This is a genomic window from Pseudomonas sp. JV449 (assembly GCF_032424295.1).
Classification (GTDB): domain Bacteria; phylum Pseudomonadota; class Gammaproteobacteria; order Pseudomonadales; family Pseudomonadaceae; genus Aquipseudomonas; species Aquipseudomonas marginalis.
Genome location: NZ_VYKD01000004.1, coordinates 39,224 through 65,926 on the forward strand (window position 1 = coordinate 39,224; position 26,703 = coordinate 65,926).

Sequence of the window (26,703 nt, forward strand, 5' to 3'; positions counted from 1 at the left end):
TTCAGTGTAGGCCCGTTCTGCCTCGAAACCTTAGAGCCCGGTCAACATTGCATCTGCCGGTGCATCGGCACGGTCCTGTGCGGTCATCTGGAAGTAGATGAAACCCACGGCCATAAAGCCGAGGAAGATCAGCCCGATCAGCGTGTTGAACCACGCCATGGCCACCAGGCACACCACGGCCAGCGCCAGCGCAATGCCGGGCACGATCGGATAACCCGGCGCGCGGAAGGTACGTTCCAGCAGCGGCTCGGTCTTACGCAGTTTGAACAGGCTGAGCATGCTCATGATGTACATCACGATGGCACCGAACACCGCCATGGTGATCATCGCCGCGGTCAATGTCATGCCACCCAGGTTGATCAGGCCATCGCTGTAGATGGCGGCGATGCCGACCACGCCACCGGCGATGATTGCCCGGTGTGGTGTCTGAAAGCGCGATAATTTGGCGAGGAAGGAGGGCAGGTAACCGGCGCGGGCCAGGGCGAAGAACTGGCGCGAGTAGCCCAGGATAATGCCGTGGAAGCTCGCCACCAGGCCGAACAGGCCGATCCAGACCAGCATGTGCAGCCAGCCGGAGTTGTCGCCCACCACGGTTTTCATCGCCTGCGGCAGTGGATCGTTGATGTTCGACAGGGTGCGCCAGTCGCCCACGCCGCCGGCGAAGAACATCACGCCCATGGCCAGGATCACCAGGGTCAGGATGCCGCTGATGTAGGCCTTTGGAATGGTGCGCTTCGGATCTTTTGCTTCCTCGGCCGCCATGGCCGCGCCTTCGATGGCCAGGAAAAACCAGATGGCAAACGGAATCGCCGCAAACATCCCGGCAACCGCCGGGGCGCCGAAGGTATCGGAACCGGCCCAACCGTTCAGGGCAAAGTTGCTGAAGCTGAACGCGGGCGCGACCACGCCCATGAACACCAGCAGCTCGGCGACGGCGAGCACGCACACCACCAGCTCGAAGGTCGCGGCCAGTTTCACGCCGAGAATATTCAGCCCCATGAATACGATGTAGGCACCGACGGCCGCATGCTTGGGGTCCAGGGCCGGGAACTGCACATTCAGATACGCGCCGATCGCCAGGGCGATGGCAGGCGGGGCGAAGACAAATTCGATCAGGGTGGCGAGGCCTGCGATCAAGCCGCCTTTCTCCCCAAAGGCGCGACGACTGTAGGCAAACGGCCCGCCTGCGTGAGGAATGGCGGTAGTCAGCTCGGTGAAACTGAAGATAAAGCAGGTGTACATCGCGGCGACCATCAGCGAGGTCACCAGGAAGCCCAAGGTCCCGGCCACGCCCCAGCCGTAGCTCCAGCCGAAGTATTCCCCGGAAATCACCAGCCCGACGGCAATGCCCCATAAATGCAGGGTGCCCAAGGTGGGTTTGAGTTGTGTGTTCATCGTGCTGCGCTCCCTGAACGGTTTGGAATGATTCAAGGTGTTGCAGCGGCCATGCCAGCCTGAGAATCATTGTCGTAAAGCGGCGCAACTGTCGTGTGGGGGATGGTTTGGCGTTTGAAATTTGCCGGCGTCGCACCAGATAGGTGCGGCGGTGACGGTGCCGGCGCTATCGGGAGCAAGCCCCCTCCCACAGAAGCCTAATTGCCATAGATTCCGTATTCACTGGAAGTTGTGTAGATACCCATGCCCCGATAGCGCCCGCCCAGACGCTGGAACCCCCAGTGTAAACCCCGCATAAACCCACTCTTTACGCCATCTTTACGCCCCGCCCACCCCGTCGCTCTCGTTCCTTTACGCCACTCCTGCGGACAATTGCCCCACACGCGGCACTCGCCGCTAAACGGAGAGACTTCCATGAGCGTTCTGGACGGGGTGTCACTGCTATTGGCCGTGGCGCTGTTCATTTATCTGCTGGTTGCGCTGTTACGCGCGGATCGGAACTAGGAGCTGGCCATGCACAGTTATGACTATTGGCTGATCATTGCCTTCTTTGCCGTGGTACTGGTGCCGGCGCCGTTCCTGGGGCGGTTCTACTACAAGGTGATGGAAGGCCAGCGCACGTGGCTCAGCCCGGTGCTGGGGCCTGTCGAAAAAGCCTGTTATCGCCTGTCGGGGGTGGATGAACATCAGGAACAAAGCTGGCAGAAATACATGCTGGCCTTGCTCGCGTTCAACCTCGCGGGCTTTTTGCTGTTGTTCGCGATCCTGCTGTTCCAGGACTATCTCCCACTGAACCCGCAGAAATTGCCGGGCCAGGAATGGACCCTGGCCTTCAATACCGCGGTCAGTTTCATGACCAACACCAACTGGCAGTCCTACAGCGGTGAGGCGTCCCTGAGCTACCTCAGCCAGATGGCTGGCCTGACCGTGCAGAACTTCGTCAGTGCGGCCACCGGCCTGGCCGTCCTGGTCGCGCTGTGCCGTGGGATCGGGCGAAAATCCGCCAGGACCCTGGGTAACTTCTGGGTCGACATGACCCGCGCCACGCTCTACGGCCTGCTGCCGTTGTGCCTGGTGCTGGCGCTGTTCCTGGTGTGGCAGGGCGTACCGCAAACCTTCGCGCACTATGTGGATGCCGTGACCCTGCAAGGCGTGGATCAAGTGATCCCCCTGGGCCCGGCAGCCAGCCAGATTGCGATCAAGCAACTGGGCACCAACGGCGGCGGCTTCTTCGGCGTCAACTCGGCGCACCCGTTTGAAGACCCGACCGCCTGGGCCAACCTGTTCGAAGTGGCTTCGATCATCCTGATCCCGGTGGCGTTGGTATTCACCTTCGGCCACTACGTGAAAGACCTGCGCCAGAGCCGCGCGATCCTTGGCTGCATGCTGGCGCTGTTCCTGATCGGCGGCGCCACTTCCCTGTGGTCCGAATACCAGCCCAACCCGACCTTGAACAACCCGGCCGTCGAGCAGACCGCACCGCTGGAAGGCAAGGAAGCGCGCTTCGGCACCACCGGCACGGTGTTGTGGTCGGTGACCACCACGGCGGCGTCCAACGGTTCGGTCAACGGCATGCAAGACAGCCTCAACCCCCTCAGTGGGATGGTGGCGCTGGTCAACATGATGGTCGGCGAAGTGATCTTCGGCGGCGTCGGCGCCGGTATGTACGGCATGTTGCTCAACGTGTTGATCGCGGTGTTCCTGGCCGGCCTGATGATCGGGCGCACCCCGGAATACCTGGGCAAGAAACTCCAGGCCAAGGAAGTGCAGCTGCTGGTCGTGACCCTGTTGGTGATGCCGGTGGGCGTGCTGGTACTGGGTGCCATCGCCGCGAGCCTGCCCGGCCCAGCCGGCGCGATCAGTAACCCTGGCCCTCATGGTTTCAGCCAGTTGCTGTACGCCTACACCTCGGCCAGCGCCAACAACGGCTCGGCGTTCGGCGGTTTCAGTGCCAACACGCCGTTCCACAACCTGATGCTGGGCCTGGGCATGTTGATCGGCCGCTTCGGCTACATCCTCCCGGTACTGGCCCTGGCCGGCAGCCTGGCGATGAAGAAGACCGCACCGATTGGCCAGAACAGCTTCCCGACCCATGGTCCGCTGTTCGTGACCCTGTTGACCGTGACTATTTTGCTGGTGGGCGGCCTGACTTTCCTGCCGACGCTGGCGCTGGGGCCCATCGCTGAACACTTGAGCATGGGCTTCTAAAAAGGGGATATGAACATGAATATGCCTGCAAAAAACGCGGCCCCGGTCAAAACCCAGGAACCCGCCAAAACCGCCGTCTCTGCCCTGTGGCGCCCGGCGCTGGTCCAGGCGTTCGTCAAGCTGGACCCGCGCCAGCTGCAACGCTCGCCGGTGATGCTGGTGGTCGAGCTGACCGCCATCCTCACCACCGTGCTGTGCTTTGTGCCCGACACCGCCGTACCGACGTATGTGGCCGTGCAAATCGCCGTGTGGCTGTGGTTCACCGTGCTGTTCGCCAACTTCGCCGAAGCCTTGGCCGAAGGACGCGGCAAGGCCCGTGCCGACAGCCTCAAGGCCGGCAGCGAAGGCCTGAGCGCGCGGCGTAAGGAAGCCGATGGCAGCTTCAAGGTCGTGCCGGCCACCAGTCTGCGTAAAGGTGATGTGGTGCGTGTGGCCGCCGGGGAAATGATTCCCGGCGACGGCGAGGTCATCGAAGGCATCGCAGCGGTCAACGAAGCGGCGATCACCGGTGAGTCCGCGCCGGTGATCCGCGAGTCCGGCGGCGATCGCTCGGCCGTCACCGGCAACACGCGGCTGGTGTCGGACTGGCTGCTGATCCGCATCACCGCCAACCCCGGCGAGTCCACCCTGGACCGCATGATCGCCCTGGTCGAAGGCGCCAAGCGTCAGAAAACTCCCAACGAAGTCGCGCTGGATATCCTGCTGATCGGCCTGACCCTGATCTTCCTGATGGTGGTCGTGACCTTGCAGCCCTTCGCCCACTTCGCCAACGGCAGCTTGCCGCTGGTGTTTTTGGTCGCACTGCTGGTGACGCTGATTCCTACCACCATCGGTGGCTTGTTGTCGGCCATCGGTATTGCCGGTATGGACCGTCTGGTGCGCCTTAATGTGATCGCGAAGTCCGGTCGTGCCGTGGAGGCGGCCGGTGACGTGCATGTGTTGCTGCTGGACAAGACCGGCACCATCACCTTCGGTAACCGTCGGTGTGCGGCGGTGGTTGCGGCGCCTGGCGTCAGCGGCAAGGAAGTGGCCGAAGGTGCGTTGTTTGCTTCTTTGGCCGATGACACGGCAGAAGGCAAATCCATCGTCGAATACCTGCGGGCTCTGCACCCGCAGGCCGAGCCATCCCTGGATGAACTGACCGCGGTACCGTTCAGCGCCGAAACCCGCTTGTCCGGTGTCGACTACCAGGGCCGCGTGTTCCGCAAAGGCGCAGTGGATTCGTTGCTGGCGTTTATCGGCCAGCCACGCGGCGACCTGCAACCGGCATTGGCGCGGGAAATCGACAAGATCGCCCAGAGCGGCGGCACGCCCTTGCTGGTGTGTGCCGACGGCAAATTGCTCGGTGCGATCCACCTCAAGGACGTGGTCAAGCCCGGTATCCGCGAACGTTTCGCCGAGCTGCGCAAGCTGGGGATTCGCACGGTGATGGTCACCGGTGACAACCCGCTGACGGCCGCTGCGATCGCTGCCGAAGCCGGTGTGGATGACGTGCTGGCCGAAGCGACCCCGGAGAAAAAACTCGCGCGCATCCGTCACGAGCAAAACGACGGCCGCCTGGTGGCGATGTGCGGCGACGGTGCCAACGACGCCCCGGCACTCGCCCAGGCGGACGTCGGCATGGCGATGAACGACGGCACCCAGGCCGCCCGCGAGGCCGCCAATATGGTCGACCTCGACAGCGACCCCACCAAGCTGCTGGACGTGGTGCAGATCGGCAAGGAGTTGCTGGTGACCCGTGGTGCGTTGACCACCTTTTCCATCGCCAACGACGTGGCCAAGTACTTCGCGATCCTGCCGGCGTTGTTCGCCTCGATCTACCCGCAGTTGGGCGTGCTCAACGTGATGCACTTGCAGAGCCCCCAGAGCGCGATTCTCTCGGCCATCGTGTTCAACGCGCTGATCATCGTGGTGCTGATTCCCCTGGCGCTGCGCGGTGTGCGTGTGCAGGCCGCGAGTGCGGCGGCGTTGCTGCGGCGCAACCTGCTGATCTATGGCCTGGGCGGGTTGCTGGTTCCGTTCGTGGGCATCAAGGCGATCGACATGCTGCTGACCGCGCTGCACCTGGTGTGACCCGATGCCTGTGGGCACCACCCCGGTGCCCACAGGTTGCAAAGACCGAATTGAGGAATTTGAAATGTCCAACATAATCCGCCCGGCCCTGAGCCTGCTGGTGCTCATGACCCTGATCACCGGCGTGGCCTACCCACTGGTGGTGACCGGTGTCGCCCAAGTCGCCTTCCCGGACCAGGCCAACGGCAGCCTGGTGCGCGATGCCGGCGGCAAAGTGCGTGGCTCCAGCCTGATCGCCCAGGACTTTACCGGTGACAGCTGGTTCCATCCGCGCCCTTCGGCGGGTGCCTTTGCGACGGTTTCCAGCAGCGCCAGTAACCTCGGCCCCAGCAACCCGGCCTTGGCCACCCGCGTGTTCGATGACGCGAACAAACAGTTGGTGCCCGGCCAGGGCCCGGTGCCTTTGGTGTCGCTGACTACCTCCGGCAGCGGTCTTGATCCACACTTGCCACCCCAGGCGATTGCCTATCAACTGGCACGGGTGGCTGCCGCGCGAAATGTGCCGGTGTCGACCCTGCAACGGTTGTTGGATGCACATATCGAAAGCCCGCTGGTGGGGCCGCCAGTGGTGAATGTGCTGGCGCTGAACATGGCCCTGGAAAAACTCTGAACCCTGTGGGAGGGGGCTTGCCCCGGTACAAACCGGGGACATCGTTTACATTTCTAACCGGGGACATGGTTTACAGGCTAATACGCATGATCAGGAGGTAACTGATCATGCCCTGGAACCAAGAGTCCCCCATGAATCAAAGAATCAAGCTGGTAGCTGATTGGCTTTCTGGCAACTTCACCAAAAGCCAGTTGGCACGCCGCTTTGACGTTAGCCGACCTACCGTCGATAAGTGGATTGCCCGGCACGACGGCGATTTGAGGTCTTTATCCGAACTGTCCCGGCGACCTCACAACAGCCCAAATAAAACCGACGACGAGATTTTGGCCCGTGTAGTCGCGATGAAGGAGGCTCACGATAAATGGGGGCCGAAAAAGCTTCTCGAGCTATTACGGCTGGAAGATCCCTCCGTCACCTGGCCCTCTCCAAGTACGGCCGGTCAATGGCTTGACCGACTTGGGCTCGTCAAAAAGCGGCGCTTCAAACGCCGACACAGCATTTCCCACGCACAAATGCGAAAGGCCGACGAACCTAACAAGACGTGGTGTGCTGACTACAAAGGGCAGTTCAAGATGCTTAATGCTCAGATGTGCTTCCCTTTGACCGTCACAGACCATGCGTCGCGGCTGATTTTAGCGTGCAGGGCCNNNAGAAATGAAAGTTCGAAGCGTCAGGCAGGACGGATCGATCAAGTGGAACGGCAAGTTGGTATTTATCAGCGAGGCGCTGTCCGGGGAAAGGATAGGGCTCAAAGAAGCTGAAGATGAAGCTTGGGATTTGTACCTGTGTGATTATCCCTTGGGGAGGCTGGGACGAGGTATGACCCGCGTCCAGGCCTCAAATGTGTAAACGATGTCCCCGGTTTCAGATGTAAACGATGTCTACGGTTCTACACCCCGATAGCAGAGTGTCAGTCAACACAGGTATCGACTGAACCACCGCTATCGGGGGCAAGCCCCCTCCCACATTGGATTTTCTCTGGGTCTGAACAATTGAAGGAAACCCCAGCATGAGCGACTCCGGCCGCGCCGATGCCCTGCTAGCCGATCTACCCCGGGACGGCCGTGGCCGGCTCAAAGTTTTCCTCGGCGCTGCGCCGGGTGTGGGCAAGACCTACGCCATGCTCCAGGCTGCCCACACCCAATTGCGCCAGGGCGTCAAACTGATCGCCGGCGTGGTTGAAACCCACGGCCGAGCCGAGACCGAAGCCTTGCTCAGCGGCCTGCCGCAACAACCGCTGTTGCGCAGCGAATACCGTGGCGTGATGCTCGAAGAAATGGACCTCGACGGCCTGCTCGCCGCCAAGCCCAAGCTGGTGCTGGTGGACGAACTGGCCCACAGCAACGCCCCCGGCAGCCGCCATGAAAAGCGTTGGCAAGACATTCAGGAACTGCTCGCCGCCGGCATCGACGTGTTTACCACGGTCAACGTCCAGCACCTGGAAAGCCTGAATGACCAGGTCCGCGGCATCACCGGTGTGCAGGTTCGCGAAACCTTGCCGGATTGGGTGTTGCAGGAGGCCGACGAACTGCTGTTGATCGACCTGCCGTCCCGCGAACTGCTCGAGCGTCTGCGCGACGGCAAGGTGTATGTGCCGGAGCAGGCCCGCGCCGCCATCGATGCGTTCTTTACCCAGACCAACCTGATGGCCCTGCGCGAGCTGGCGATGCAGACCGCCGCCGCCCATGTCGACGACGATTTGGCCCAGGGTTATCGCCAGCTCGGCCAGGCGGCGCCGGCGGTACGTGGGCGTTTGTTGGTGGGCGTGGATGGCGATGCGCAGGCCGAACGCCTGGTGCGCCATGCCAGTCGCGTCGCCCAGCGTCGGCATTTGCCGTGGAGCCTGGTGCATATCGACAACGGCCGTGCGCGGGATGAGCAGGCCCGCCTGCGCCTGCAAAACGCCCAGCAACTGGCCGAGCGCCTTGGCGGCGAAGTGGTGCTGCTGCGGGCGGGGGAGGTGGCCAAGACCTTGATCCAGCATGCCGCCGAACGCCGTGCCAGCCTGCTGTTGGTGGGGCAGTCGCGAATGCGTTGGCGGCGTCGCCTGTTCGGTGGCGGTTTGGCGGCGCGCCTGTTGCGTAATGCCCGGGGCTTGGAAATCAACGTCCTCGACAGTGACGATGTGCCCGCAGCCCCACGCCTGCCGGATGTGCGCGGCCTGGTGTGGTTCGATTACGCCTTGGCCGTGGTTGCGACCATCGTCGCCGCCGCTGTGGCCTGGGCAGTGGCAAGCGCGCTGCCGTTGCCCAATATCTCGCTGGTGTTTCTTGCCGCCGTGTTGCTGGTGGCGGTGCGCAGCAGCCTGGGGCCGTCCCTGGTGTGTGCGGCGTTGTCGTTCCTGACCTATGACTTCCTGTTTATCCCGCCGAATTTCTCCTTCGCCATCCAGCGCGAGGAGGACGTGCTGACGCTGTTGTTCTTCCTGCTGATGGCGGCGCTCACCGGCAATCTTGCCGCACGCCAGCGCCGTCAGTTGCAGGCATTGCGCGACACCCAGGAAGAAACCGGCGAACTGCTCGACCTGTCGCGCAAACTCACCGCCGCCACCGACCGCCAGGCGGTGATCAGTGCCGCCGCCCACCATCTGGAAGGTTGGAGCGACCTGGATCTGTGCCTGGTCAATCGCGACGGCCAGGGTGGCTGGAAGGTCGAGACCGGCGGCCCGCTGACCTTCACCGAAGCCGAGCGTGCTGCGGCCGATTGGGCCTGGCAGCATGACCAGCCGGCAGGCATGGGCACCGGCACCTTGCCGTTCGGGCGCTGGTGGTGGTGGCCGTTGTCGGGCGAAGAAGGCCCGCTCGGGTTGCTCGGCGTCAGTGCCAAGCCGGGCCTGGAATTGAGCGGCCAGCGCCGTCGCTTGCTGACCGCCTTGAGCCAGCCCCTGGCCCAGGCCCTGGCGCGGGCACAGTTGGCCCAGGAGCTGGAATCCGCCCGTTTGCATGGCGAAACCGAGCAACTGCGCAGCGCCTTGCTGGCGTCGGTGTCCCACGATTTGCGCACACCGTTGACCTCCATGCGCGGCAGTATCGACAGCCTGCTGGCGCTCGGCGAAGCCATCCCCCTGGAGGATCGTCGCGAGCTGCTCGAAGGCACCCGCGATGAGGCCGAGCGCCTGGACCGCTATATCCAGAACCTGCTGGACATGACGCGACTGGGCCATGGCGCGCTGAAGCTGGCGCGGGACTGGGTGTCGCCCGGCGATATTGTCGGCAGTGCGCTCGGGCGTTTGCGCGCGGTGTTGGCACCTCTGCAGGTGAGCACCAATGTGCCGGCGGAGTTGCCGTTGCTCTATGTCCATGCTGCGTTGATCGAACAGGCACTGGTCAATGTGCTGGAAAATGCCGCGCGCTTTTCACCGCCCCACGGTCGATTGCAACTGAGCGCCGGCGTCTCGGATAACCGATTGTTTTTCGCCGTGGCGGATGAGGGGCCCGGTATTCCTGAGGATGAGCGGGCGAAGATCTTCGACATGTTCTACACCGCCGCACGCGGTGATCGAGGCGGGCAGGGCACCGGCCTCGGCCTGGCGATCTGCCAGGGCATGGTCGGCGCCCATGGTGGGCATATCAGCGTGGCCGATGGCATTGAGGGGCGCGGTACCTGTATCACGCTGTTCCTGCCATTGCCGACACAGCCTGGCCTGGAAGGCGAGGCGTGAGCTACCCTGTTTTCTCTACGGATGTTGATTGGACGCCATGAGCCAGACCGCGACGATTTTAGTCATTGATGACGAACCGCAGATCCGCAAATTCCTGCGCATCAGCCTGGCCTCCCAGGGCTACAAAGTGATCGAGGCCGGTACCGGCAACGAAGGCCTGGCCCAGGCTGCGTTGAGCAAACCCGACTTGCTGGTGCTCGACCTGGGCCTGCCGGACATGGACGGCCAGCAGGTGTTGCGCGAGTTTCGTGAGTGGTCGACGGTGCCGGTACTGGTGCTGTCGGTGCGGGCCAGCGAAGGACAGAAGGTCGAAGCCCTAGACGGTGGCGCCAATGATTATGTCACCAAGCCCTTCGGCATCCAGGAGTTCCTGGCCCGCGTGCGCGCCTTGTTGCGCCAGGCGCCGGTGGGCGAGACCCAGGAAGCGGCGTTGCAGTTTGGCCCGTTGACGGTGGACCTGGCCTATCGCCGCGTGCTGCTGGACGGCGCCGAGGTGGCACTGACCCGCAAGGAATACGCGGTGTTGGCACAACTGGCGCGGCATCCGGGACGGGTGATTACCCAACAGCAACTGCTCAAGGACATCTGGGGGCCGACCCACACCGACGACAGTCACTACCTGCGGATTGTGGTGGGGCATCTGCGCCAGAAGCTGGCGGATGATCCGACCCAGCCGAGGTTTATCGTGACCGAGGCGGGAGTGGGGTATCGGTTGTTGAGCGCCTGAGGCGATCTGTCAGCCTCTCTGTGGTTCTGTGGTTCTGTGGGTTCTGTGGGGTCTGTGGGGTCTGTGGTTCTGTGGGTTCTGTGGGTTCTGTGGGTTCTGTGGGTTATGTGGATTCTGTGGTGAGCGGGCTTGCCCCGCGCTGGGCTGCGTAGCAGCCCCAAAACCAGGCCCAAAGGAGTACCTGACACTGCGCGCTCCTCATTGAGTGGGGCCGCTGCGCAGCCCAGCGCGGGGCAAGCCCGCTCACCACGGCTCTAGCGACACGGCTGTCTCAGCGCTGCTCACTCTCATAGCGATCCAGGGTATCACTGGCAATTTCCCGCCCAAGTGCGATCAACTCCGGCGCCTTGTAGAACTCGAAAAACCGGCACACCCGCTTCGGCACGTTGATCAGCACATCCGGCGGGTAGCCGGCGATCTTGTATTGCGCCAGCGAAGTCTGCATCACCTCGAAACTCTGGTTGATCAGATCCAGCAATGACGCCGGCCCGACGTTATCGATGATGAATGAACCGGTGGCCGACTTCGGCGCCCCCGGCTTTTCCGGTGCGGCGGCAGGTTGCTGGGATTCGGGTTCGGCCGACTCCAGCCACGGATTGATCTCGGCCGCCTGGGCCTGCAAGGCTTCCTGCTCAAGTTTCATCAACTGCTCGGCCTGCTTGCGGCGAAACGGCAGGTGCGAACCCAGTGATTTCGCCAGGCTGTTGAAGCGGCTCTTGAACGCCGGCGGGCGCTGGATCACAGGCAACTGGTAGTGTTTCTGGTTGGTGGCGTTGAGATTGACCGCGATGATCAAGTCACAATGGCTCGACACCACCGGCACGATCGGCAGCGGGTTGAGCAGGCCGCCGTCCACCAGCATGCGGTTGCCTTGCATCACCGGGGTGAACAGGCTGGGAATCGCTGCCGAGGCGCGCATGGCCTGGTGCAGGCAGCCTTCCTGGAACCAGATTTCCTGTTGGTTGGTCAGGTCGGTGGCAACGGCGGTGTAGGGGATGCGCAGCTCTTCGATATTGATCTCGCCGACGATCTTGCGGATCTGCCCGAAGACCTTTTCGCCACGAATCGCCCCAAGGCGGAAACTCACGTCCACCAGGCGCAGCACGTCGAGGTAGTCGAGGCTTTCAATCCAGTTTCGATACTCGTCCAGTTTGCCGGCGGCGTAGATCCCGCCCACCACGGCACCCATGGAGCAACCGGCGATACAGGCGATGTCGTAGCCGCGCCGTTCGATTTCCTCGATCACCCCGATATGGGCGTAGCCCCGGGCCCCGCCGGAACCCAACACCAAGGCAACACGTTTCTTCATGGTCGATGTCCTTCATAAACGGGGGCCCACAATGCGCCTATTTTGGGGGCCGCTTCAATCTTCGTTGCGCCTGGCAATATTTTTCAAGAATAGCGCCCAGGCTCGGGTATGCTCTGGCAATAGGTACTACCGATTTCAGGCTAAGGACAAGGCACTTTTTCTTGTAGGCAACGTCTACAGCGTACGACTGTTTTTCTTTATTTTGAGGTGTCATCGATGAAAGCCTGGATGTGTGTGCCTGTGATCATGTTGGCCCTGGCGGGTTGTGCCGGGAAAACCGCATACCGCGACAGCTGTGGCTCGCAATTGGATGCCGCCTGGAAAGAACTCGACCTGGCCAAGGCCGAAGGTTTTGCCGGCACCGTCAGCTACTCCAAGGCTTTGTCGTTACTGACGGGCGCCAAGACCCAGCAGCAATTCGAGGCGTTTGAAGGCTGCTCCAACAAGGCCGAAAAAGCTCGGTTCTATATTCGTGAGTCGCGCGCCGGGCGTTAACGTGCAGCGCAGAGTGGGATTTTTCATCTGAGAGTGAGGGCAGGATGTCAGCTTTGGTCGATCAGTTAGTCGCTCAGGTCATTGGCCTGGAAGTAGGGTTACTGAGCTGCCAGGCTCGCCTCGCTGCCGTTACCGATGATGAAGCCCTGCATGATCTGCGCACCACCGTACGCCGCCTGCGCAGTCTGTTGCGTCCTTTGCGCGGGCTGCCGGGTGTGGAACAGCTTGAATTGGCCGCCGGCACGGTCGGCCAGTTGACGACGCCGCTGCGCGACCGAGAGGTGCTGGCGGCGTATTTGCATCAGCATGGTTATCACGAGGCCGCAGATCGACGCCTGCGCCTGCAACCCGACGCCTATCGCCAGGTGGCGCAAGGCCCGGAAGTTGCGCATCTGCTGCTGATCCTTGATGCATTCCCGCGCTTTATCCGCGCCTCGGAGCACCAGAAATTGCTCAAGGGTTTGCGACCGCGCATTGAGAAGCGCCTGGCCAAGCAATGGCAGAAACTCGATCAAGCGCTGAAAGATCCAGACCATGATCGCCACCGTTTGCGCTTGTTGATCAAGCGTGTGCGCTATGCCGCCGAGGCTTACCCCCAGCTGGATAAGTTGCCCGCCAATGCCCTGCCACGCCTGAAGAAAGCCCAAGCGGCACTGGGTGATTGGCATGACTGCTGGCAATGGTTGGCCCAGGCCGAACATCAAGCCGATCTGCAGCCCTGTGTTGCGATATGGCATCGCACCATGGCCAAGGCCGAAGGGCAGGCGGATCGCGTGCTGGACAAACTCAGCGCGGATTGTTTCTAAATCGGTCCGGCTTTTGGCCGGAATAAGCGCTGTACCTTGGCTGCGCGCTGGTTAAGATCGCACATCCGTTTTTTTTGATGTGAGGTCGCCATGCGCTTTAGTGATTTGCTCGACGCTGCCCGAAGCAACCCGCTGGATGTCACCATTCCCGCCGAGTGGGCCCAGGGCCGTGCGTCCTTTGGTGGCTTGGTTGCTGCGTTGCAATACGAAGCCTTGCGCGCCCAGGTGCCGACGGACCGCCCATTGCGCTCGCTCGCGATCACCTTCGTTGGCCCGGTCGCGCCCGATGTACCCGCCAGCTATCAAGTCGAAGTGTTGCGTGAAGGCAAGGCGGTCAGCCAGTTGCTCGGCCGTGTCGTGCAGAACGGTGAGGTCGCGACCCTGGTACAGGCCAGTTTTGGCGCATCCCGCGAGTCGGAAATCGATGTGGCCAGCGAGCCGCCGCCGACGTTCAAGCACTGGGATGAGTGCCAGGAACTGCCCTATATCAAAGGCGTCACGCCTGAATTCATGCGCCACCTGGCGATGCGCTGGAGCGTTGGCGGTTTGCCGTTTACCGGTAATAAATCCCGCGAGATGGGCGGTTGGGTTCGCTTGCGCGGGGATGTGAAGGAGGAACCGCTGACCGAAGCGCATATCCTCGCCTTGGTCGACGCCTGGCCACCGGCGTTACTGCCGCACCTGAAAAAGCCCGCTCCGGGCAGCACACTGACCTGGACCATCGAATTCATCCAGCCCTTGCAGGAATTGACGACCCTGGACTGGTGCCAGTACCACGTCAGCATCGAACATGCGCGCGACGGCTACGGTCACGCCGCCGCCGCGCTGTGGAGCCCAACCGGTGCGTTGATCGCCCTCAGCCGCCAGACCGTGGTGGTCTTCGCCTGATCGTCAGTGGCGGTGGCGCAGCCGCCAGGCACGCCACCAGCCACCGCTCAACACAAAGCGCGGGAACGTCAGGAACTGCTCGACCACCAGGCGCTGTACTGCGTCTTTACGATCACTGAACGGCTCACCGGCCTCGGCTTCCAGGCTATGGCCATGACGCTGCAACGCCAGGCCAGCGAGGATGCCGACTACGCCAATGGCGAAACTGGCCAGGCTCAGGCTGAACACTCCGGACACAATCAACAGAAACCCGATGATAAACAGCGGCACGGCAATCAGGTGCAACGCCAGGTTGGTCGGGTGCTGATGGTTTTGCGGGTAGTTACGCCATTGCCAGGCGGGGAGATTGGGATGACGTTTGCCCATGATGGTGAACCCTCTGTCCGTTGAAATAATATGGGGAGAGTTTAGGTGGGGGGGGGCGGGTGGGCGAATTGGGGTTGGCTATGACGGTGATAGAAGGCCAGTTGTGGCAAACCATCTTCAAGCCCAAATAACGCAGTCATGATCATCCATGTGCACCAGAAACGTGAGTTTGCTATCCGTCACCCAGAACGGATATCCGGTCGTTTCACCTAAGATAGAGGCTATATCCTGCGCATTGTCGATTTCCCAGCCCGAGTATGTTGAATCAAGTACCAACAAAATCAGGTCTTTTTGGTTAATGCGGTACTGTATTTCCTTCCAGAAATTGGGGTTGTGCTCTGAATTTTTCTCGTTCAGTTCGACGGGGTCGAGGAAGCTGCTCTCGAACTTGAAGAACTTTTTTGTCAGGTTATTTATTAATGCTGTGGTTTCGTATGTCTGAAGTTTTCTAAAGCTTATTTCTAAGCTCCTGAAAGCATCATCTATTTCTTCTTCCAGGTAACTCATTAGTGAATCCCAATTCTTGATCGGCTAACGGGAACCAGTTTGAGAAGTATATGACCTCTTTTTGCCCCTCCGCCCGCTCTCTTTCCGGGGGTTTGATAGCCAATATGAGGTGATTTCGGCCCTTCTTTGCTTGGGACAAGTATTGGGTCATCAATATTCACCTCGGCCCCCCTATTTGGGCCGCTTTGGACACGCCATTCAGTTGGAAATGACTTTCCATATTGGTCTTTACCCCATTTGGATACGCTGTATTCATCCCTTGATATGCCTGTTCTGCGAAAGGCTTCATCTAAACCCGTGTGCATTTGCTCGTAGCTGTTGCGGTCTTGTTTGCGCCAGTCCAGATCTACATCGGAGTTAAACTCCCACGTGTTTCCGGTGTGTGGCGGAGGGCAGCTCCCAGAAGTGCAAGCTAACCCTAACGGATCTACCCATCCGGTCGGGTTAGGCACGTACTGGTACGCGTTGATCCCACCCGCCAACTTCACCGGGTCAGGCGTCAGGTAACACCCAATATCCGGATTGTAGTAGCGATGGCGGTTGTAGTGCAGCCCGCTTTCCTGATCAAAGTACTGGCCCTGGAAACGTAGCGGGTTGTCGATTGTGCCTTTGTCGAGTCGGCTGATCTGGCCGTAGGCGCGGTAGTGGGCGGACCAGACGATGTCGCCGTCTGGAGAGGTGAGTTCTTGCGGCGTGCCGAGGTGGTCGAGTTGGTAGTGATAGGGCTTGGTATCTTTTGGGCCGAAGCCTTCCAGCAGGGCGAGCGGCCTAAAACTATCGGGTTCGTAGAGATAGCTGCGATGGCGATCCGCATGGTGTTCGGCAATCAGTCTGTCGCCTTGCCAGAAAAACTCCGTCGTTAGGCCGTCCACGGTTTTGCTGATGCGCCGCCCAAACGGGTCGTAGCGGTAACTGGCGGTTTGGCCGTTGGGTTGGGTGATGCCGATCAGCCGATGCTGGCAGTCGTAGCGGTATTCGGTGACGAGTTGATGGCCTTTGCCGCGTCGCTCGCGGATGAGGTTGCCGAAGGCGTCATAGTCGTAGTGGCGGTCGCCCTGGATCATCAGGCGGTTGCCGGCAACGATATCGGGGCCGGGGCGGTCTTGCATCAGCAGGGTGCCGGCCGGGGTGTGGCCGAAGCGTTCCTGCAGGTCTTGGGAGTGGTCGGCGCGGGTGAGGCGGCCTAGTGGGTCGTAGTGGTAGTGGTGTTCGCCTTTGCGCGTGTCGAGCAAGCGGGTGAGGTTGCCGGTTTTGTCGTAGTCGTATTGGCGTTGGTAGAGGTGGTCTTGTTGCTGGGTGATTGCGTGGACGTGCAGGCGGTGTTGGTCGTCGTAGTGGTAGTGGCTGAGGAGTTGGCCTTGTTGGCGTTGGTGCTCCTGGCCGGCTTTGAACAGATGAGACGTCAGCAGCGCGCCGTTTAATTCGACGGTGGCGAGGTGGCCGCCTTTGCCGTGGTTGAACACCAAGCGGTTGTTGTCCGGTAGGCGCAGGTGTTGAAGCTGGCCGCAGGCGTCGTAGCCGTAGCGCAAGGTGCCCCAGCCTTGGTGTTCGGCGGTGAGGCGGCTTTGTTGGTCGTATTCGTAGGCCAACGCCCAGTGGCCGTCATCGACGCTGAGGAGGTTGCCCTGGCGGTCGTAGGCATATNNNGCTGCCCATCAAACCTGGTTTCCTGCTGGATCAGTCCGTTGGGATGATAAGCAAGTCGGTAGGTCTCGCCGACTTCGTTTTCGATCTCGGTCAGCAATAACCGCACGTTGTCGTAGCGGTAGTTGACCTGAGTGCCATCAGCGTTGATGCGCCGACTGATCAGGTGCAACCCGTCGGCGTATTCGTAGCGGGTGACGTGGCCCAGTTCGTCGCGTTCGGCGCTGATTTTTCCGTAGGGGTTGTAGCTGTATTCCCGACATGCACCGCCTGGTAATACGACGCGAACCAAGCGACCCACACTGCCCCACTGATACTGGGTCAGCGCGCCATGCTCATCCTCGCGCGCCACCTGACGGCCAAGATCGTCATAGCGATACCGCTTGATCCCGCCATTGGGCAACTGCTCCTCAACCAGTTGCCCCCGCTCATTCCACACCAGCCGATGGCAACTGTGATCCGGGTACCAAACCCCAACCAGTTGCCCGTATTTGTCGTAGCTGTAGTCGGTGATATTGCCGTCGGGATCGGTCTTGCGGATGACATCGCCCTGGTCATTACGCTCATATTTCCAGACCGCCAGACCCCGCCTTACAACCCGTACGAAGCCATTGTCATGCTCGTAGGACGTCGGCTCATCATCCCCGGGAAACAACGCCACCAAGTGTCCGGCGTCGTCGTACTGATACGCCGTCACCGCCCCCAGCGGATCCTGCTCAACCGTCAGCCGGCCTTTGGCGTCGTAGGATTTGAAATGCTGGGCACCGTCCGGATCAATCCGCTGCACCAGCCGCGCCCGGTCGTCATGGACATACACTTCCTGACTGCCATCGGCGTTATGCAGCGTGACACGGCCGTCCTTCCCCCAGGCATACCGCGTATCCATCTGGGAAAAACTGGCCCAATGCCGAACACATCGCGCAGCCTTGCCAGCCCGTTCCCACGCCCAGAAGAAACTCGCCCCACCGGCCAAGCCCCGCTCAAGAATGACGTGCTGATCGTCGTAGCGATAAACCTCGCTTTCACCTACCGCATTGGTCGCCGAGACCAGTCGGCCAGCATCGTCATAGGCGTAGGAAACAATGCTCTGCTCAGTAATCCAGACATACGGACCACGGTCTTCGGCCCGCTGCACCTGGTAGTCCACCGCCACGATGCGGTCCGATTCATAGCGCAGGAACAGCGCACACCCCGCACCGTTATCCAGCCGCTCAATCCGCCCCAAATAATCCCGAGAAATCCGCAGCCGGTTGTCGTACGCGTCGCTGATCGAGACCAGCACACCGTCGCGAAAGTGATAAAACCGCGACGCCTGGGCCAGCACCAGTTCATCCGGCGACGCGCCCAAATAGATCGCGGCTTCGGCCAAACTATTGGTGATTGCTGGCCGAGCAACAGTCGGCATCGGAAACGAAGTACTGCGATTCTCATGGTCCGTCCACACCACCGAATCGCCCGACACCGCAAGCCGATGCGCCAGCGAATGACTCCAGCCAAACCCCAACCCGACATCCACTTCCACCGCACTGGTGCGATACAACCGTGTCCACTCGAACGGCAAGATTCCATCCAACGTGCCGTCGGTGAGGGTGAGCAATTCCTCCCCGGTAACCATCGACACGGGGCAGCCGTTGGTGACGGTCTTATCCGAAGATGCCGTCGCATCCCCGTTCGGATTCTTCCCTGAAACCGGAACATCATCGACAGGCTCCTGCCTGACCAACACCGTCTGCTGAGTCTTCCCGCGAACCGCCGGCACCGGGTTCGAAACCACATGCTCCCCAACCTTCAACGGCGCAACCGGTACAGTCTTGATCGCTGTCGCGGGGCCACCGAGCAGCAAAGGCTTCACCGCCTCGACATGCGCGTCCAACGTCGGCCCCACCAACTGATCAGCCAGCCTCTCCAGCCACTTGTGCGCTCGTCCGGATTTGATATGTCCCAGCACCTGAGCGCCCAGGCGAATCTGCACGCCCATGCCACGGGTCGCCCAGATCAGAAATAGATTGATCAGTACCTCACCGGTGATCTCGCCCAGCACTTCATACATCTCGGGCGGCGGTAGCAGGCGTAGCCAACTGACCATGGCTGACATGTAGATAAACAGCAGCGGCTCATCGCTGAGCACCAACAGCCCCTTTGCGATGGCGTCGTTGCCCAGCCTCAGCAGTTCATCGAGTTCAGTCTGGGAGATGTAGGCCAACAACTTCTGGCTGTTGGCCTTGAGGTCCGCCAGCAAGTCATACAGCTGCGTAACGTTGTCCCACAGGTTGTAGAGCGCCTTGGCCATCCCGCTTGAAAACGCCAAACCTTGCATCGTGCTACGTTCGGGCGGCGTGGCGTTGGCGAAGTCGTCCCATTGGGGCTGGAAGGTCTTGGTCCATTCGTCACGCAGGCGACTTTCCAACCCCGCGATCACCGATTGATAAGACCCATACAGCGCCTTGACGTGATCCCTGGAAACGTTGGGGTAGAAACTGATTCGGTACGGCTGGTTGCGATCACACTCGGTGATTTCGAGGATGCCGCTGGGACCGATGGTCCGATGGAGTGGTGCGCCGAGCGGGCTGCCGTCCTGGGCAATGGCTTGCAGCATCACCGGCGTATTGCCGATCGGTACAAACCGAGTGCTTTCGAACATATGCACCAGGGTCAGCGATCCCTGGGCATCGCACCTGGCGACGGTGTTACTGGGGGTTTTGGAGGAAGCCGGCGCCACCAGCGCCACCTCTTCCCCAACTTTGAACACCTGATCCACTTCCAGTGCCGAAGCGCTCAAGAACCCCTCGGCCCACTCATCAAAGGTATTCAGGCAACCGCGAAAGTCACGAAAGACGCGCTCAACGTCCGGCGCCTTGGCATCCATGGGGGCCAGGACAAAGCTGGCAATGACGGGAATCAAGAGGCAGCCCCGACAACCAGGGCATTAACGGGTAGGTGCATCGGCGGTCCCTCGCACTGAATGATCAGGCGAGAGACTTTGGAGAGGTTCGTCAGGTAAAGAAGTCGGCGCTATTCGCCAGGACGGCTAGGAGGGTTCGCCAAGACTTCGGGTAAACGCAGAGTCGATCGTAGGAGTCGGATTACAGGTGGAGAAGCCCTACAGCTTCAGTTGCCCAATCGCCTTGCTCAACTCACCAGCCAACGTTGCCAGCTCATTGCTGGTGGTCGCCGAATCCACAGTCTGTTGCACGGTGTTCTCGGTCACATCACGAATGCTCACCACTGCGCGGTTCATCTCTTCGGCCACGTGGCTTTGCTGTTCGGCGGCGACGGCGATCTGGGTGTTGCTTTCACGCATTTGCGCCACGGCGGTGGTGATTTCGGCGAGCGCTGTGCCGGCTTCCAGGGCTTGTTGTACGCAGTCGTCGGCCTTGAACGAGCTTTCCTGCATGAAGTCCACCGCGTCGCGGGTGCCGGCCTGCAGAGCCGAGACCATGCGGGTGATTTCGTCGGTGGAGCTTTGCACGCGCTTGGCCAGGTTGCGCACTTCGTCGGCGACCACGGCAAACCCACGGCCCATTTCCCCGGCGCGAGCCGCTTCGATGGCGGCGTTGAGGGCGAGCAGGTTGGTCTGTTCGGCGATGCTGTGGATCACACTGACCACGCTGTTGATTTTCTGGCTGTCCTCGGCCAGTTTCTGGATCATTTCGGCGGTCTGTTGCACGCCGGAAGACAGGCCGGCGATTGAGTGCTGTACGCGGGTGACCACGTCCTGACCGCTGCCAGCGAGGGTGTCGGCGGCCTGGGACAAGTCGCGGGTGGCACCGGCATGTTGAGCGATATGGTAGACGGTGGCGGTCATTTCGTTGATGGCGGTGGCGGCCTGGTCGGTCTCGCTTTGCTGGCCAAGCATGCCGTGTTGTACCTCGTTCATGCTGCTGGCCAATCGAGCGGCACCCTCGTCCAGAAGCTTGGCGGTGCGCGCCACGGTGCTGACCACGCGCTGATAACCGGCTTGCATGGCATTGAAGGCGCTGGCCATCTGGCCGACTTCATCCTTGCAGGCCAATGGCACGCGGGCCGACAGGTCGCCGGTTTTCTCCACGTGCAGCATCACGTCCTTGAGGGTGTTGAGTTGGCTGAGCAGGAAGCGGATCAGCAATTGCGAGGCGCAGAGCATCGCCAGCATCAGGATCAGCACCGCCACGGCATAGTTAGCGAAGCGTTCACTGAATACCTGGCTCAGGCTGGGGGCGTGGGCGAGCACGGCGATGTATTGCCCATCAGGGCGGGCGATCACTTCGGCGCCCATCAGCGTGTTTTCGCCGAACAGCGGCATGGGGTTGAGTTCGACCCAACCCGTGTTGCTGCTCAGGGCTGACAGATTCTGATCGGCCAGCTGTGGGACTTGGCCGCGGGCAAACGTCAGCCAGTGCTCGCTCTTGGGCAGGGCCTTGTCGGCCGGCCAGGCTCCGAGCAATTGCGCCTGGGCCTGTGCCGAGGCCTGGGACGCATGGCTGCGCGATTGCTGTTCGAGATGCACGGCGTACAGCACCAGGAGCAGGGTCGTGATAAAGGCGACCGCGTTGACGGCCCAGAATTTGTATTTCAGCGAGATATTGCTAAGCCAGGCACCCATGGAAGGTTTTCTCTGATAGCGGAAACAGCATTGGCAAGGTGCCATTATTGTGCCGCTACTCAGCAAAGCGGTTTTGACATGGGTCAATGCACCGCATCAATCCACGGCAGGCAGCCCAAAAAACGCGCGGGCACAGGCGGTGCTGTGCTGAGCCAGGTCCTCGGCCGTTTCGTTGCGGTGCAGGGCGACTTCGCGCAGCACTTCCGGTAGGTAGGCGGGTTCGTTACGGCCGTTTTTCGGCTTTGGACGCAGGGTGCGCGGCAGCAGGTAGGGCGCATCGCTCTCCAGCATCAGACGACCACGGGGAATTTCCCTGACCAACGGATGCAGGTGCGTCCCACGGCGTTCATCACAGATCCAGCCGGTAATGCCAATGTGCAAATCGAGATCGAGGTAGCTGAACAGCGCCGGTTGTTCGCCGGTGAAGCAATGCACCACGGCGGCGCTCAGGTGGTCGCGGTAGTCCTTGAGGATCTCCAGCAGACGCTGGTTGGCGTCGCGCTCGTGGAGAAACACCGGCAGTTTGAGCTCAACCGCCAGAGCCAAGTGCTCTTCGAGGACTTTTTCCTGTTGCGGGCGCGGAGAGAAATCCCGATTGAAATCCAGCCCGCATTCGCCCACCGCACGTACGCGGCTTTCGCTGAGTAAACCGCGCAGGCGCCTGGCGCTATCGCCGTTCCAATCGCTGGCGGAGTGGGGGTGGATGCCGGCCGTGCTGAACAGGCGTTGGCCGCTGTCATCGAGGTTGACGCACAGTTCCAAGGCCTGTTCGCTGCCGTCGACGCTGGTGCCGGTGAGCACCAATTGTTGCACTCCGGCGGCATAGGCGCGGTCGAGAACGGCCTGGTGCTTCTCGTCGAAACTGGGGTTGGTCAGGTTGACGCCGATATCAATGAGTTGCATGGTGCTATCTCCGCCTGCGGCCGGAAAGCATATCAGAGCTGTAGATTTATAAGAAAAACGAAGAACTACAACGAGTTATAGCTGTCTTTGAACGTCGCAAGTGACATCGTGGTTGGCTGCACGCCTTGCACTGTGCCACCGTTGCGCGTCTTGCCAGCGCTTAAAGCGCTCTGTATCTGACCCCCAACGCCTCGTTTTTCGCGAGGGTGTTGGCCAGTATTCTTTCCGGAGAGCGGATGATCCGACCCTCGGTGTTGCTTATGTTGTGCCTGACGCTGCTGCTGCCCGCGGCGGCGCTCGCGCGTCTGGACGGGCCGCTGGAAGTGACCAGGCCCGGCAAGGTGCGCGACTTGGCGGAGATTCGCTCGAGTCGTACCCTGCGTGTATTGGTCAACCAGAGCCGTAACAGTTCCGGCGAGGTCCAGGGCCAGGCCATCGGTGTCGAATACCATCGTCTGCGTGCGTTCGAGCAATACCTCAATGGCCACGCCCGTGATGGCCAGGAAATCAACCTCAAGATCATTCCCAAGGCCAAGGACCAACTGCTCGGCGCACTCGCCCGTGGCGAAGGTGACCTGGTGGCCCCCGGTGAATTGCTGGATGTGAAGGCCGCACACAAGATCAGCACCAGCGATCCGATCGCCAGCGGTGTGCCGTTATGGCTGGTGGGGGTGAAGGGTGAGCGGCGGTTTACCAAGCTGGAGCAGCTATCCGGGCGCACCCTGGCGCTGACCACCGGCAGCGCGGCGGCGGATGCCATCAGCCAGGTCAACCAGAAACTGGCCTTGCACAAACAGCCGCCGGTCAAGGTGGAATGGGTGGACCCGACCCTGGCGGTGGAGGATGTGCTGGAGATGGTCCAGGCGGGTATTTTTCACCTGACTATTGTCGAGAAGCCGATTGCTGAGCGCTGGTCGAAGATCCTGCCCAAGTTGCGCTTCGACAAGCAGGTGGCAATCAGCGAACCGGGCGACGAGTACTGGTTTGTGCGCCAGGACGCCTCGATGCTGCGGGCCAGTATTGATCGATTTCTCAAGACCTATCGCACGCCGTCCGACCAGGATGTGGCATTCCAACGCATCTATCGGCGCCTCTACCAGGTGCGCAACCCACTGGCCCGTGTCGACCGCCAGCGCCTCGAAAAGCTGCGCCCGGTATTGCAAAAGCACGCCCGTGAGCAAGGCATGGACTGGCTGAACCTCGCGGCGCTGGCGTTCAAGGAGTCGGCTTTTGACCCGGGTGCGCGCAACAGCGGCGGCCCTACGGGCCTGATGCAGATCACCCCTTCGGCAGCGCAGCGGGTGGGCGTCAACAACATCGAAAGTCTCGACAGCAATGTGCAGGCCGGCGCGCGTTACCTGGCGTTGATCCGTCGTAAATTCTTCGCCAGCCCCAAGCTCAACGAGCGCGAGCGCATGGCCTTCGTATTGGCTGCATACAACATGGGGCCGGAGCGGGTGCAGGGCATGCGCACCGAGGCCAGGCGCCGGGGCCTGAATCCAAACCAATGGTTCTTCCAGGTGGAACGCATCGCCATGGAGCAGGTGGGGATGGGGGGCGTCAGCTATGTTAATAGCGTCAACAAGTACTACTTGGCGTTTGATCGGGAGCGAGAGTCCCTGGAACCGCCGGCGCCGAAAATCGCCTCGAAATAATCTATTTTTTCGATGTTAATCAGGCATTTTTTCGGCTTTTATCATTACTTAAGCTGATTAATATAGCGGCCAACCAACCCCTACTTCGAAAAGGATCCACCCCCATGAGCCCAATGATCAAAAGCGTACTGTCCACTCGTGCCGGCTACGGCCTGACCATCCTGCGCATCGTCGTCGGCATCATCTTTGCCGCCCATGGTTCGCAAAAACTCTTCGGTTGGTTTGGCGGCTATGGCCTGGCGGGCACCGCCCAGTGGATGGAAAGCATTGGCCTGGCGCCGGGTACCCTGATGGCGCTGCTGTCGGGCGGAACCGAGTTCTTTGCCGGCCTGGCACTGATCATCGGTTTGCTGGTACGCCCGGCGGCATTGGGCCTGACCATTCTGTCGCTGGTGGCGATCTTCTCGGTGCATATCCATAACGGCTTGTTCATGGCCAACAACGGTTATGAGTTCGCACTGGCCCTGCTGGGCGGCTCCCTGGCGGTGCTGCTGGAAGGTGCTGGCAAACTGTCTGCCGACCGCGCCATCGCCAACTGACACCGGCACAAAACTCTGAAAAGGCCCACCACTGTGTGGGCCTTTTCGTTGCTCGGGATTCTTGACACCGCCCCACCGGCTTCTCTAGGATGCTGCCCATGCGCCGATTTAAACAGCTAATTGCGGGGCGCCACTGGGTCTCATCAATAGGGCCCGACAGAAGCCTGTTCTCCCCTGGGGAGGCAACTTCGAAATACCGCTAAAGCGCTGGTTCGGTGTTGCCTCTCACCTGCCCGCAGACTTTTGAGGCAGAGACACGACACGATGAATGCACTACGCCCCCTGATACGCCTGGCCCCGATCACCGCGGACCTCACCCAACGCAATCCAAAAATCCTCCTGGGCGGCAAGCATCAGCCTACGCTCTTACGTTATCTGGACGGGTGGCCACGTCGCAGCGGGCGGCCATCGGCATTCTTGATTCAGTTTGTGGAAGATGGCGATTCTCTTGCCCGGTTTGCGAATAACAGCTTCGATCTTGCGGTTATCCAGGCCCCCAGCGCGAGCGACGCGCAGGAAGTCATCCGACAATTGACCCGCATTGCCCGGCAGGGGCTGATTGCCAGGCGTTGAACTCAGTAGAGCGCGACGCCCGCCTGTAGTCGACGCCGTCGATTGCACAGAAAAACCACCCAGGCAACCAGGCATAGCATCAGGGGTATCGCCAGTGCCACGAGCATTTTTATGGCGAACTCCAGGCGATGTACCTGCGCGTATGCCTCGGCTTTCAAGGCATGTAATTCCATTGGCAAGCGCAGTCGCTCCTTGTTGAGTGCAACCAATTGGGTGGTGGTGTCCACGGTCTGGGAGCCGAGCTGCACCTCCGTTGGGCGCAGCATTTGCCATTCATGTTCTGTCCGTAGCAGGCGTTGTTCCAATTCAGTCGCCTTCTGCGTGTAGGCGTGTACGGCGCTGTCGCGCATCCGTTCCAGCCTGTTTGGCGATCTTTGCGCCGACGCGTGCGGGCGAATATTGGTCAGTACATCACCGGCGGACAAGTTATCCAGCGTATTCAAGATAAACAATGTGTTGCTGTCGGGCGCTGGGCTATTGACTTGATCCGTGAGCAAATCAGTGTCGGCGACTAGCACCACATGGATCTGCGCCGCTTTTTGCACAGCTGCCGGCTGTCCTTCCACGCCATCGAGGAATGCTGAATAGGCAGGCCCCTCTATACGGGCTGCAATCACATGGCGTTGTGTTTGGCTGGAGGCCTCATCGGCCGTTGAATCAAGCTCGGTTGCTGAGGCAAGCCGGTCGGTTTCCTGCAACTCGGATTGCAGGGAGCTTTGCAGGAGAGGGGTCAGGGTCGTGCGGCCTTTCTGGCGGCGAAACAGCACGCCGCTGCTTGATACCGTCACGTTATTCAATTTCCAGGTGCTCGGATCGCCTGTGTTCATTGCCTGCCGGGGCAGGATCAACCTGCCCGGATGCTGCACTGTGAACTTCCCTTTCACTGGTGTGTGCGACGCCGCGTAGCGGTGATCGAGCAGAAACTTGTTCGCCGGCATCTGTATTCCCCAAGCGGCAAGCAAATCAGTCAGTCGGGTATTGGCGGATGGGGTGTTCGAGCTTTGCTCGCTAAACGGGTCGATAAATGCCATCAATTTACCGCCCTTTAAGACAAATTGTTCAACCGCATATAACGATTGCTCAGGCAGCGCCTGTGGATGCACGACCATGAGCGTCTTGACCTGTTCCGGCACGCGCTCGGTGGTTGCTCCCAGATTGACCAGATTGAAATGTCGCTGCAGTTCCTTCAACAATCGGTCCGCGGATTCTCCCATCGCCAGCCCTGACAGCAGTCCGATAGCGGGGCGCTCCGGATGCTGCAACTTGTAGATCAAATGACTGATTTCATATTCGAGCAATGGCTCACGATCCAGGCTGAATGATTCGATGCGTTGCGCTCCATAGCCGGCTCGGGTGCCGATCAGGCCCATGAATCCCGCATTGTCGTCGAGGCCAAACAATCTGGCTTTGTAGGCGTCCTCTGAAAAAGGTATGGGATCAATAAGGTGCAGGTTGATCATGCCTTTTGCTGCTTTTTCGTACTCCATCAACCGGTCTTCGATGCGCTTGCCATAGCGTTTCAAGGTGTAGCTTCGTCCAGGGCTGTCATGGGCATTGAAATAATACAAATCCACAGGGTTTTCCAATGACGCGAGTAACTGTCGTACTTGAGGCGATAGGGTATGCGTTTTTCCTTGTGAGAAGTCCCATCGGATATTTGGAATTTTTCCTACCCAAACTAAGTTAAACGCCAGGAATAGTAACAGGATAACAGTGAGTGTCATGCCGGTGCGCAGAGTAGGTCGCATGGAGGGCTTTCCTT

At 60.6% G+C, this 26,703-nt stretch carries 19 protein-coding genes and 2 pseudogenes; 13 read left to right on the forward strand and 8 right to left on the reverse strand.

Annotated elements, in window-relative coordinates; translation table 11 throughout:
• Positions 1-30: 30 nt before the first annotated feature.
• Entirely contained in the window at positions 31-1,395 is a 1,365-nt protein-coding gene (gene eat, locus F6S08_RS04320) for an ethanolamine permease (RefSeq protein WP_065928097.1), read from the reverse strand.
• A gap of 414 nt (positions 1,396-1,809) precedes the next feature.
• Here eat and kdpF point away from each other — a divergent pair, with 414 nt between their 5' ends.
• From kdpF to F6S08_RS04355, 7 genes and pseudogenes are all read left to right on the forward strand, one after another.
• Entirely contained in the window at positions 1,810-1,899 is a 90-nt protein-coding gene (gene kdpF, locus F6S08_RS04325; protein WP_003218754.1) for a K(+)-transporting ATPase subunit F, read from the forward strand.
• A gap of 9 nt (positions 1,900-1,908) precedes the next feature.
• On the forward strand, positions 1,909-3,603 hold the full coding sequence (kdpA, locus tag F6S08_RS04330; protein WP_065928096.1) for a potassium-transporting ATPase subunit KdpA: 1,695 nt from the start codon (positions 1,909-1,911) through the stop codon (positions 3,601-3,603).
• Between the two features lie 9 nt (positions 3,604-3,612).
• Complete coding sequence (gene kdpB, locus F6S08_RS04335; protein WP_409999753.1) at positions 3,613-5,676, forward strand: potassium-transporting ATPase subunit KdpB; 2,064 nt, start codon at positions 3,613-3,615, stop codon at positions 5,674-5,676.
• A 64-nt stretch (positions 5,677-5,740) separates the two neighbouring features.
• Complete coding sequence (gene kdpC / locus F6S08_RS04340) at positions 5,741-6,286, forward strand: potassium-transporting ATPase subunit KdpC (protein WP_315871327.1); 546 nt, start codon at positions 5,741-5,743, stop codon at positions 6,284-6,286.
• Between the two features lie 107 nt (positions 6,287-6,393).
• Positions 6,394-7,135: pseudogene (locus F6S08_RS04345) on the forward strand (helix-turn-helix domain-containing protein).
• 160 nt (positions 7,136-7,295) lie between these two features.
• A complete protein-coding gene (locus F6S08_RS04350; RefSeq protein WP_065928094.1) occupies positions 7,296-9,947 on the forward strand; it encodes a sensor histidine kinase in 2,652 nt (883 codons plus the stop codon).
• A 37-nt stretch (positions 9,948-9,984) separates the two neighbouring features.
• Positions 9,985-10,674, forward strand: a complete 690-nt coding sequence (locus F6S08_RS04355; RefSeq protein WP_027604142.1) for a response regulator — start codon at positions 9,985-9,987, stop codon at positions 10,672-10,674.
• 271 nt (positions 10,675-10,945) lie between these two features.
• Here the strand turns inward: F6S08_RS04355 and F6S08_RS04360 are convergent, their stop codons facing one another.
• On the reverse strand, positions 10,946-11,983 hold the full coding sequence (locus F6S08_RS04360) for a patatin-like phospholipase family protein (RefSeq protein WP_065947440.1): 1,038 nt from the start codon (positions 11,981-11,983) through the stop codon (positions 10,946-10,948).
• A 216-nt stretch (positions 11,984-12,199) separates the two neighbouring features.
• Here F6S08_RS04360 and F6S08_RS04365 point away from each other — a divergent pair, with 216 nt between their 5' ends.
• The 3 genes from F6S08_RS04365 to F6S08_RS04375 all read left to right on the forward strand — a co-directional run bounded on the left by F6S08_RS04365 (position 12,200) and on the right by F6S08_RS04375 (position 14,172).
• Entirely contained in the window at positions 12,200-12,478 is a 279-nt protein-coding gene (locus F6S08_RS04365; RefSeq protein ID WP_003172685.1) for a hypothetical protein, read from the forward strand.
• 44 nt (positions 12,479-12,522) lie between these two features.
• Positions 12,523-13,284, forward strand: coding sequence for a CHAD domain-containing protein (locus tag F6S08_RS04370; protein ID WP_065947441.1), 762 nt, complete (start codon positions 12,523-12,525; stop codon positions 13,282-13,284).
• A 90-nt stretch (positions 13,285-13,374) separates the two neighbouring features.
• The gene (locus tag F6S08_RS04375; protein WP_137213065.1) at positions 13,375-14,172 is read left to right on the forward strand and encodes an acyl-CoA thioesterase; all 798 of its coding nucleotides are present in this window, start codon (positions 13,375-13,377) and stop codon (positions 14,170-14,172) included.
• A gap of 3 nt (positions 14,173-14,175) precedes the next feature.
• Here F6S08_RS04375 and F6S08_RS04380 read toward each other — a convergent pair whose 3' ends face one another.
• From F6S08_RS04380 to F6S08_RS04410, 5 genes and pseudogenes are all read right to left on the reverse strand, one after another.
• Positions 14,176-14,538: an Mpo1-like protein gene (locus F6S08_RS04380; protein ID WP_027604139.1), complete on the reverse strand. Its 363-nt coding sequence runs from the start codon at positions 14,536-14,538 to the stop codon at positions 14,176-14,178.
• Positions 14,539-14,655: 117 nt separating this feature from the next.
• Positions 14,656-15,045, reverse strand: coding sequence for a hypothetical protein (locus tag F6S08_RS04385; protein WP_074844622.1), 390 nt, complete (start codon positions 15,043-15,045; stop codon positions 14,656-14,658).
• Positions 15,045-19,591: pseudogene (locus tag F6S08_RS31335) on the reverse strand (RHS repeat-associated core domain-containing protein). The gene F6S08_RS04385 and the pseudogene F6S08_RS31335 overlap by 1 nt, the downstream one beginning before the upstream one ends.
• Positions 19,592-19,789: 198 nt before the next feature.
• Positions 19,790-21,271, reverse strand: coding sequence for a methyl-accepting chemotaxis protein (locus tag F6S08_RS04405; protein WP_315871330.1), 1,482 nt, complete (start codon positions 21,269-21,271; stop codon positions 19,790-19,792).
• A gap of 96 nt (positions 21,272-21,367) precedes the next feature.
• Positions 21,368-22,174 (reverse strand): TatD family hydrolase, encoded by an 807-nt coding sequence (locus tag F6S08_RS04410; protein ID WP_065947238.1) that lies wholly within the window; start codon positions 22,172-22,174, stop codon positions 21,368-21,370.
• A 236-nt stretch (positions 22,175-22,410) separates the two neighbouring features.
• Between F6S08_RS04410 and F6S08_RS04415 the strand changes: the two genes are divergently transcribed.
• From F6S08_RS04415 to F6S08_RS04425, 3 genes are all read left to right on the forward strand, one after another.
• Positions 22,411-23,829 (forward strand): transglycosylase SLT domain-containing protein, encoded by a 1,419-nt coding sequence (locus tag F6S08_RS04415; protein ID WP_315871331.1) that lies wholly within the window; start codon positions 22,411-22,413, stop codon positions 23,827-23,829.
• Between the two features lie 104 nt (positions 23,830-23,933).
• Entirely contained in the window at positions 23,934-24,368 is a 435-nt protein-coding gene (locus F6S08_RS04420; RefSeq protein WP_027606966.1) for a DoxX family protein, read from the forward strand.
• A gap of 264 nt (positions 24,369-24,632) precedes the next feature.
• Positions 24,633-24,941 carry a hypothetical protein gene (locus tag F6S08_RS04425; RefSeq protein ID WP_065924423.1) on the forward strand — a complete coding sequence of 103 codons (309 nt, stop codon included), beginning with the start codon at positions 24,633-24,635 and terminating at the stop codon, positions 24,939-24,941.
• 2 nt (positions 24,942-24,943) lie between these two features.
• On the opposite strand, the gene F6S08_RS04430 is transcribed toward F6S08_RS04425, so the two are convergent.
• A complete protein-coding gene (locus F6S08_RS04430) occupies positions 24,944-26,689 on the reverse strand; it encodes a Gldg family protein (protein WP_315871332.1) in 1,746 nt (581 codons plus the stop codon).
• Positions 26,690-26,703: the final 14 nt, after the last annotated feature.

What these genes read in the sequence shown, in the direction of transcription:
- F6S08_RS04425 (WP_065924423.1), top strand. Translation starts at nt 24,633, where the DNA reads ATGAATGCACTACGCCCCCTGATACGCCTGGCCCCGATCACCGCGGAC.
- eat (WP_065928097.1), bottom strand. Translation starts at nt 1,395, where the DNA reads ATGAACACACAACTCAAACCCACCTTGGGCACCCTGCATTTATGGGGC.
- F6S08_RS04355 (WP_027604142.1), top strand. Translation starts at nt 9,985, where the DNA reads ATGAGCCAGACCGCGACGATTTTAGTCATTGATGACGAACCGCAGATC.
- F6S08_RS04370 (WP_065947441.1), top strand. Translation starts at nt 12,523, where the DNA reads ATGTCAGCTTTGGTCGATCAGTTAGTCGCTCAGGTCATTGGCCTGGAA.
- F6S08_RS04375 (WP_137213065.1), top strand. Translation starts at nt 13,375, where the DNA reads ATGCGCTTTAGTGATTTGCTCGACGCTGCCCGAAGCAACCCGCTGGAT.
- kdpC (WP_315871327.1), top strand. Translation starts at nt 5,741, where the DNA reads ATGTCCAACATAATCCGCCCGGCCCTGAGCCTGCTGGTGCTCATGACC.
- F6S08_RS04430 (WP_315871332.1), bottom strand. Translation starts at nt 26,689, where the DNA reads ATGCGACCTACTCTGCGCACCGGCATGACACTCACTGTTATCCTGTTA.
- kdpA (WP_065928096.1), top strand. Translation starts at nt 1,909, where the DNA reads ATGCACAGTTATGACTATTGGCTGATCATTGCCTTCTTTGCCGTGGTA.
- F6S08_RS04380 (WP_027604139.1), bottom strand. Translation starts at nt 14,538, where the DNA reads ATGGGCAAACGTCATCCCAATCTCCCCGCCTGGCAATGGCGTAACTAC.
- F6S08_RS04405 (WP_315871330.1), bottom strand. Translation starts at nt 21,271, where the DNA reads ATGGGTGCCTGGCTTAGCAATATCTCGCTGAAATACAAATTCTGGGCC.
- kdpF (WP_003218754.1), top strand. Translation starts at nt 1,810, where the DNA reads ATGAGCGTTCTGGACGGGGTGTCACTGCTATTGGCCGTGGCGCTGTTC.
- F6S08_RS04360 (WP_065947440.1), bottom strand. Translation starts at nt 11,983, where the DNA reads ATGAAGAAACGTGTTGCCTTGGTGTTGGGTTCCGGCGGGGCCCGGGGC.
- F6S08_RS04415 (WP_315871331.1), top strand. Translation starts at nt 22,411, where the DNA reads ATGATCCGACCCTCGGTGTTGCTTATGTTGTGCCTGACGCTGCTGCTG.
- F6S08_RS04350 (WP_065928094.1), top strand. Translation starts at nt 7,296, where the DNA reads ATGAGCGACTCCGGCCGCGCCGATGCCCTGCTAGCCGATCTACCCCGG.
- F6S08_RS04420 (WP_027606966.1), top strand. Translation starts at nt 23,934, where the DNA reads ATGAGCCCAATGATCAAAAGCGTACTGTCCACTCGTGCCGGCTACGGC.
- kdpB (WP_409999753.1), top strand. Translation starts at nt 3,613, where the DNA reads ATGAACATGAATATGCCTGCAAAAAACGCGGCCCCGGTCAAAACCCAG.
- F6S08_RS04385 (WP_074844622.1), bottom strand. Translation starts at nt 15,045, where the DNA reads ATGAGTTACCTGGAAGAAGAAATAGATGATGCTTTCAGGAGCTTAGAA.
- F6S08_RS04410 (WP_065947238.1), bottom strand. Translation starts at nt 22,174, where the DNA reads ATGCAACTCATTGATATCGGCGTCAACCTGACCAACCCCAGTTTCGAC.
- F6S08_RS04365 (WP_003172685.1), top strand. Translation starts at nt 12,200, where the DNA reads ATGAAAGCCTGGATGTGTGTGCCTGTGATCATGTTGGCCCTGGCGGGT.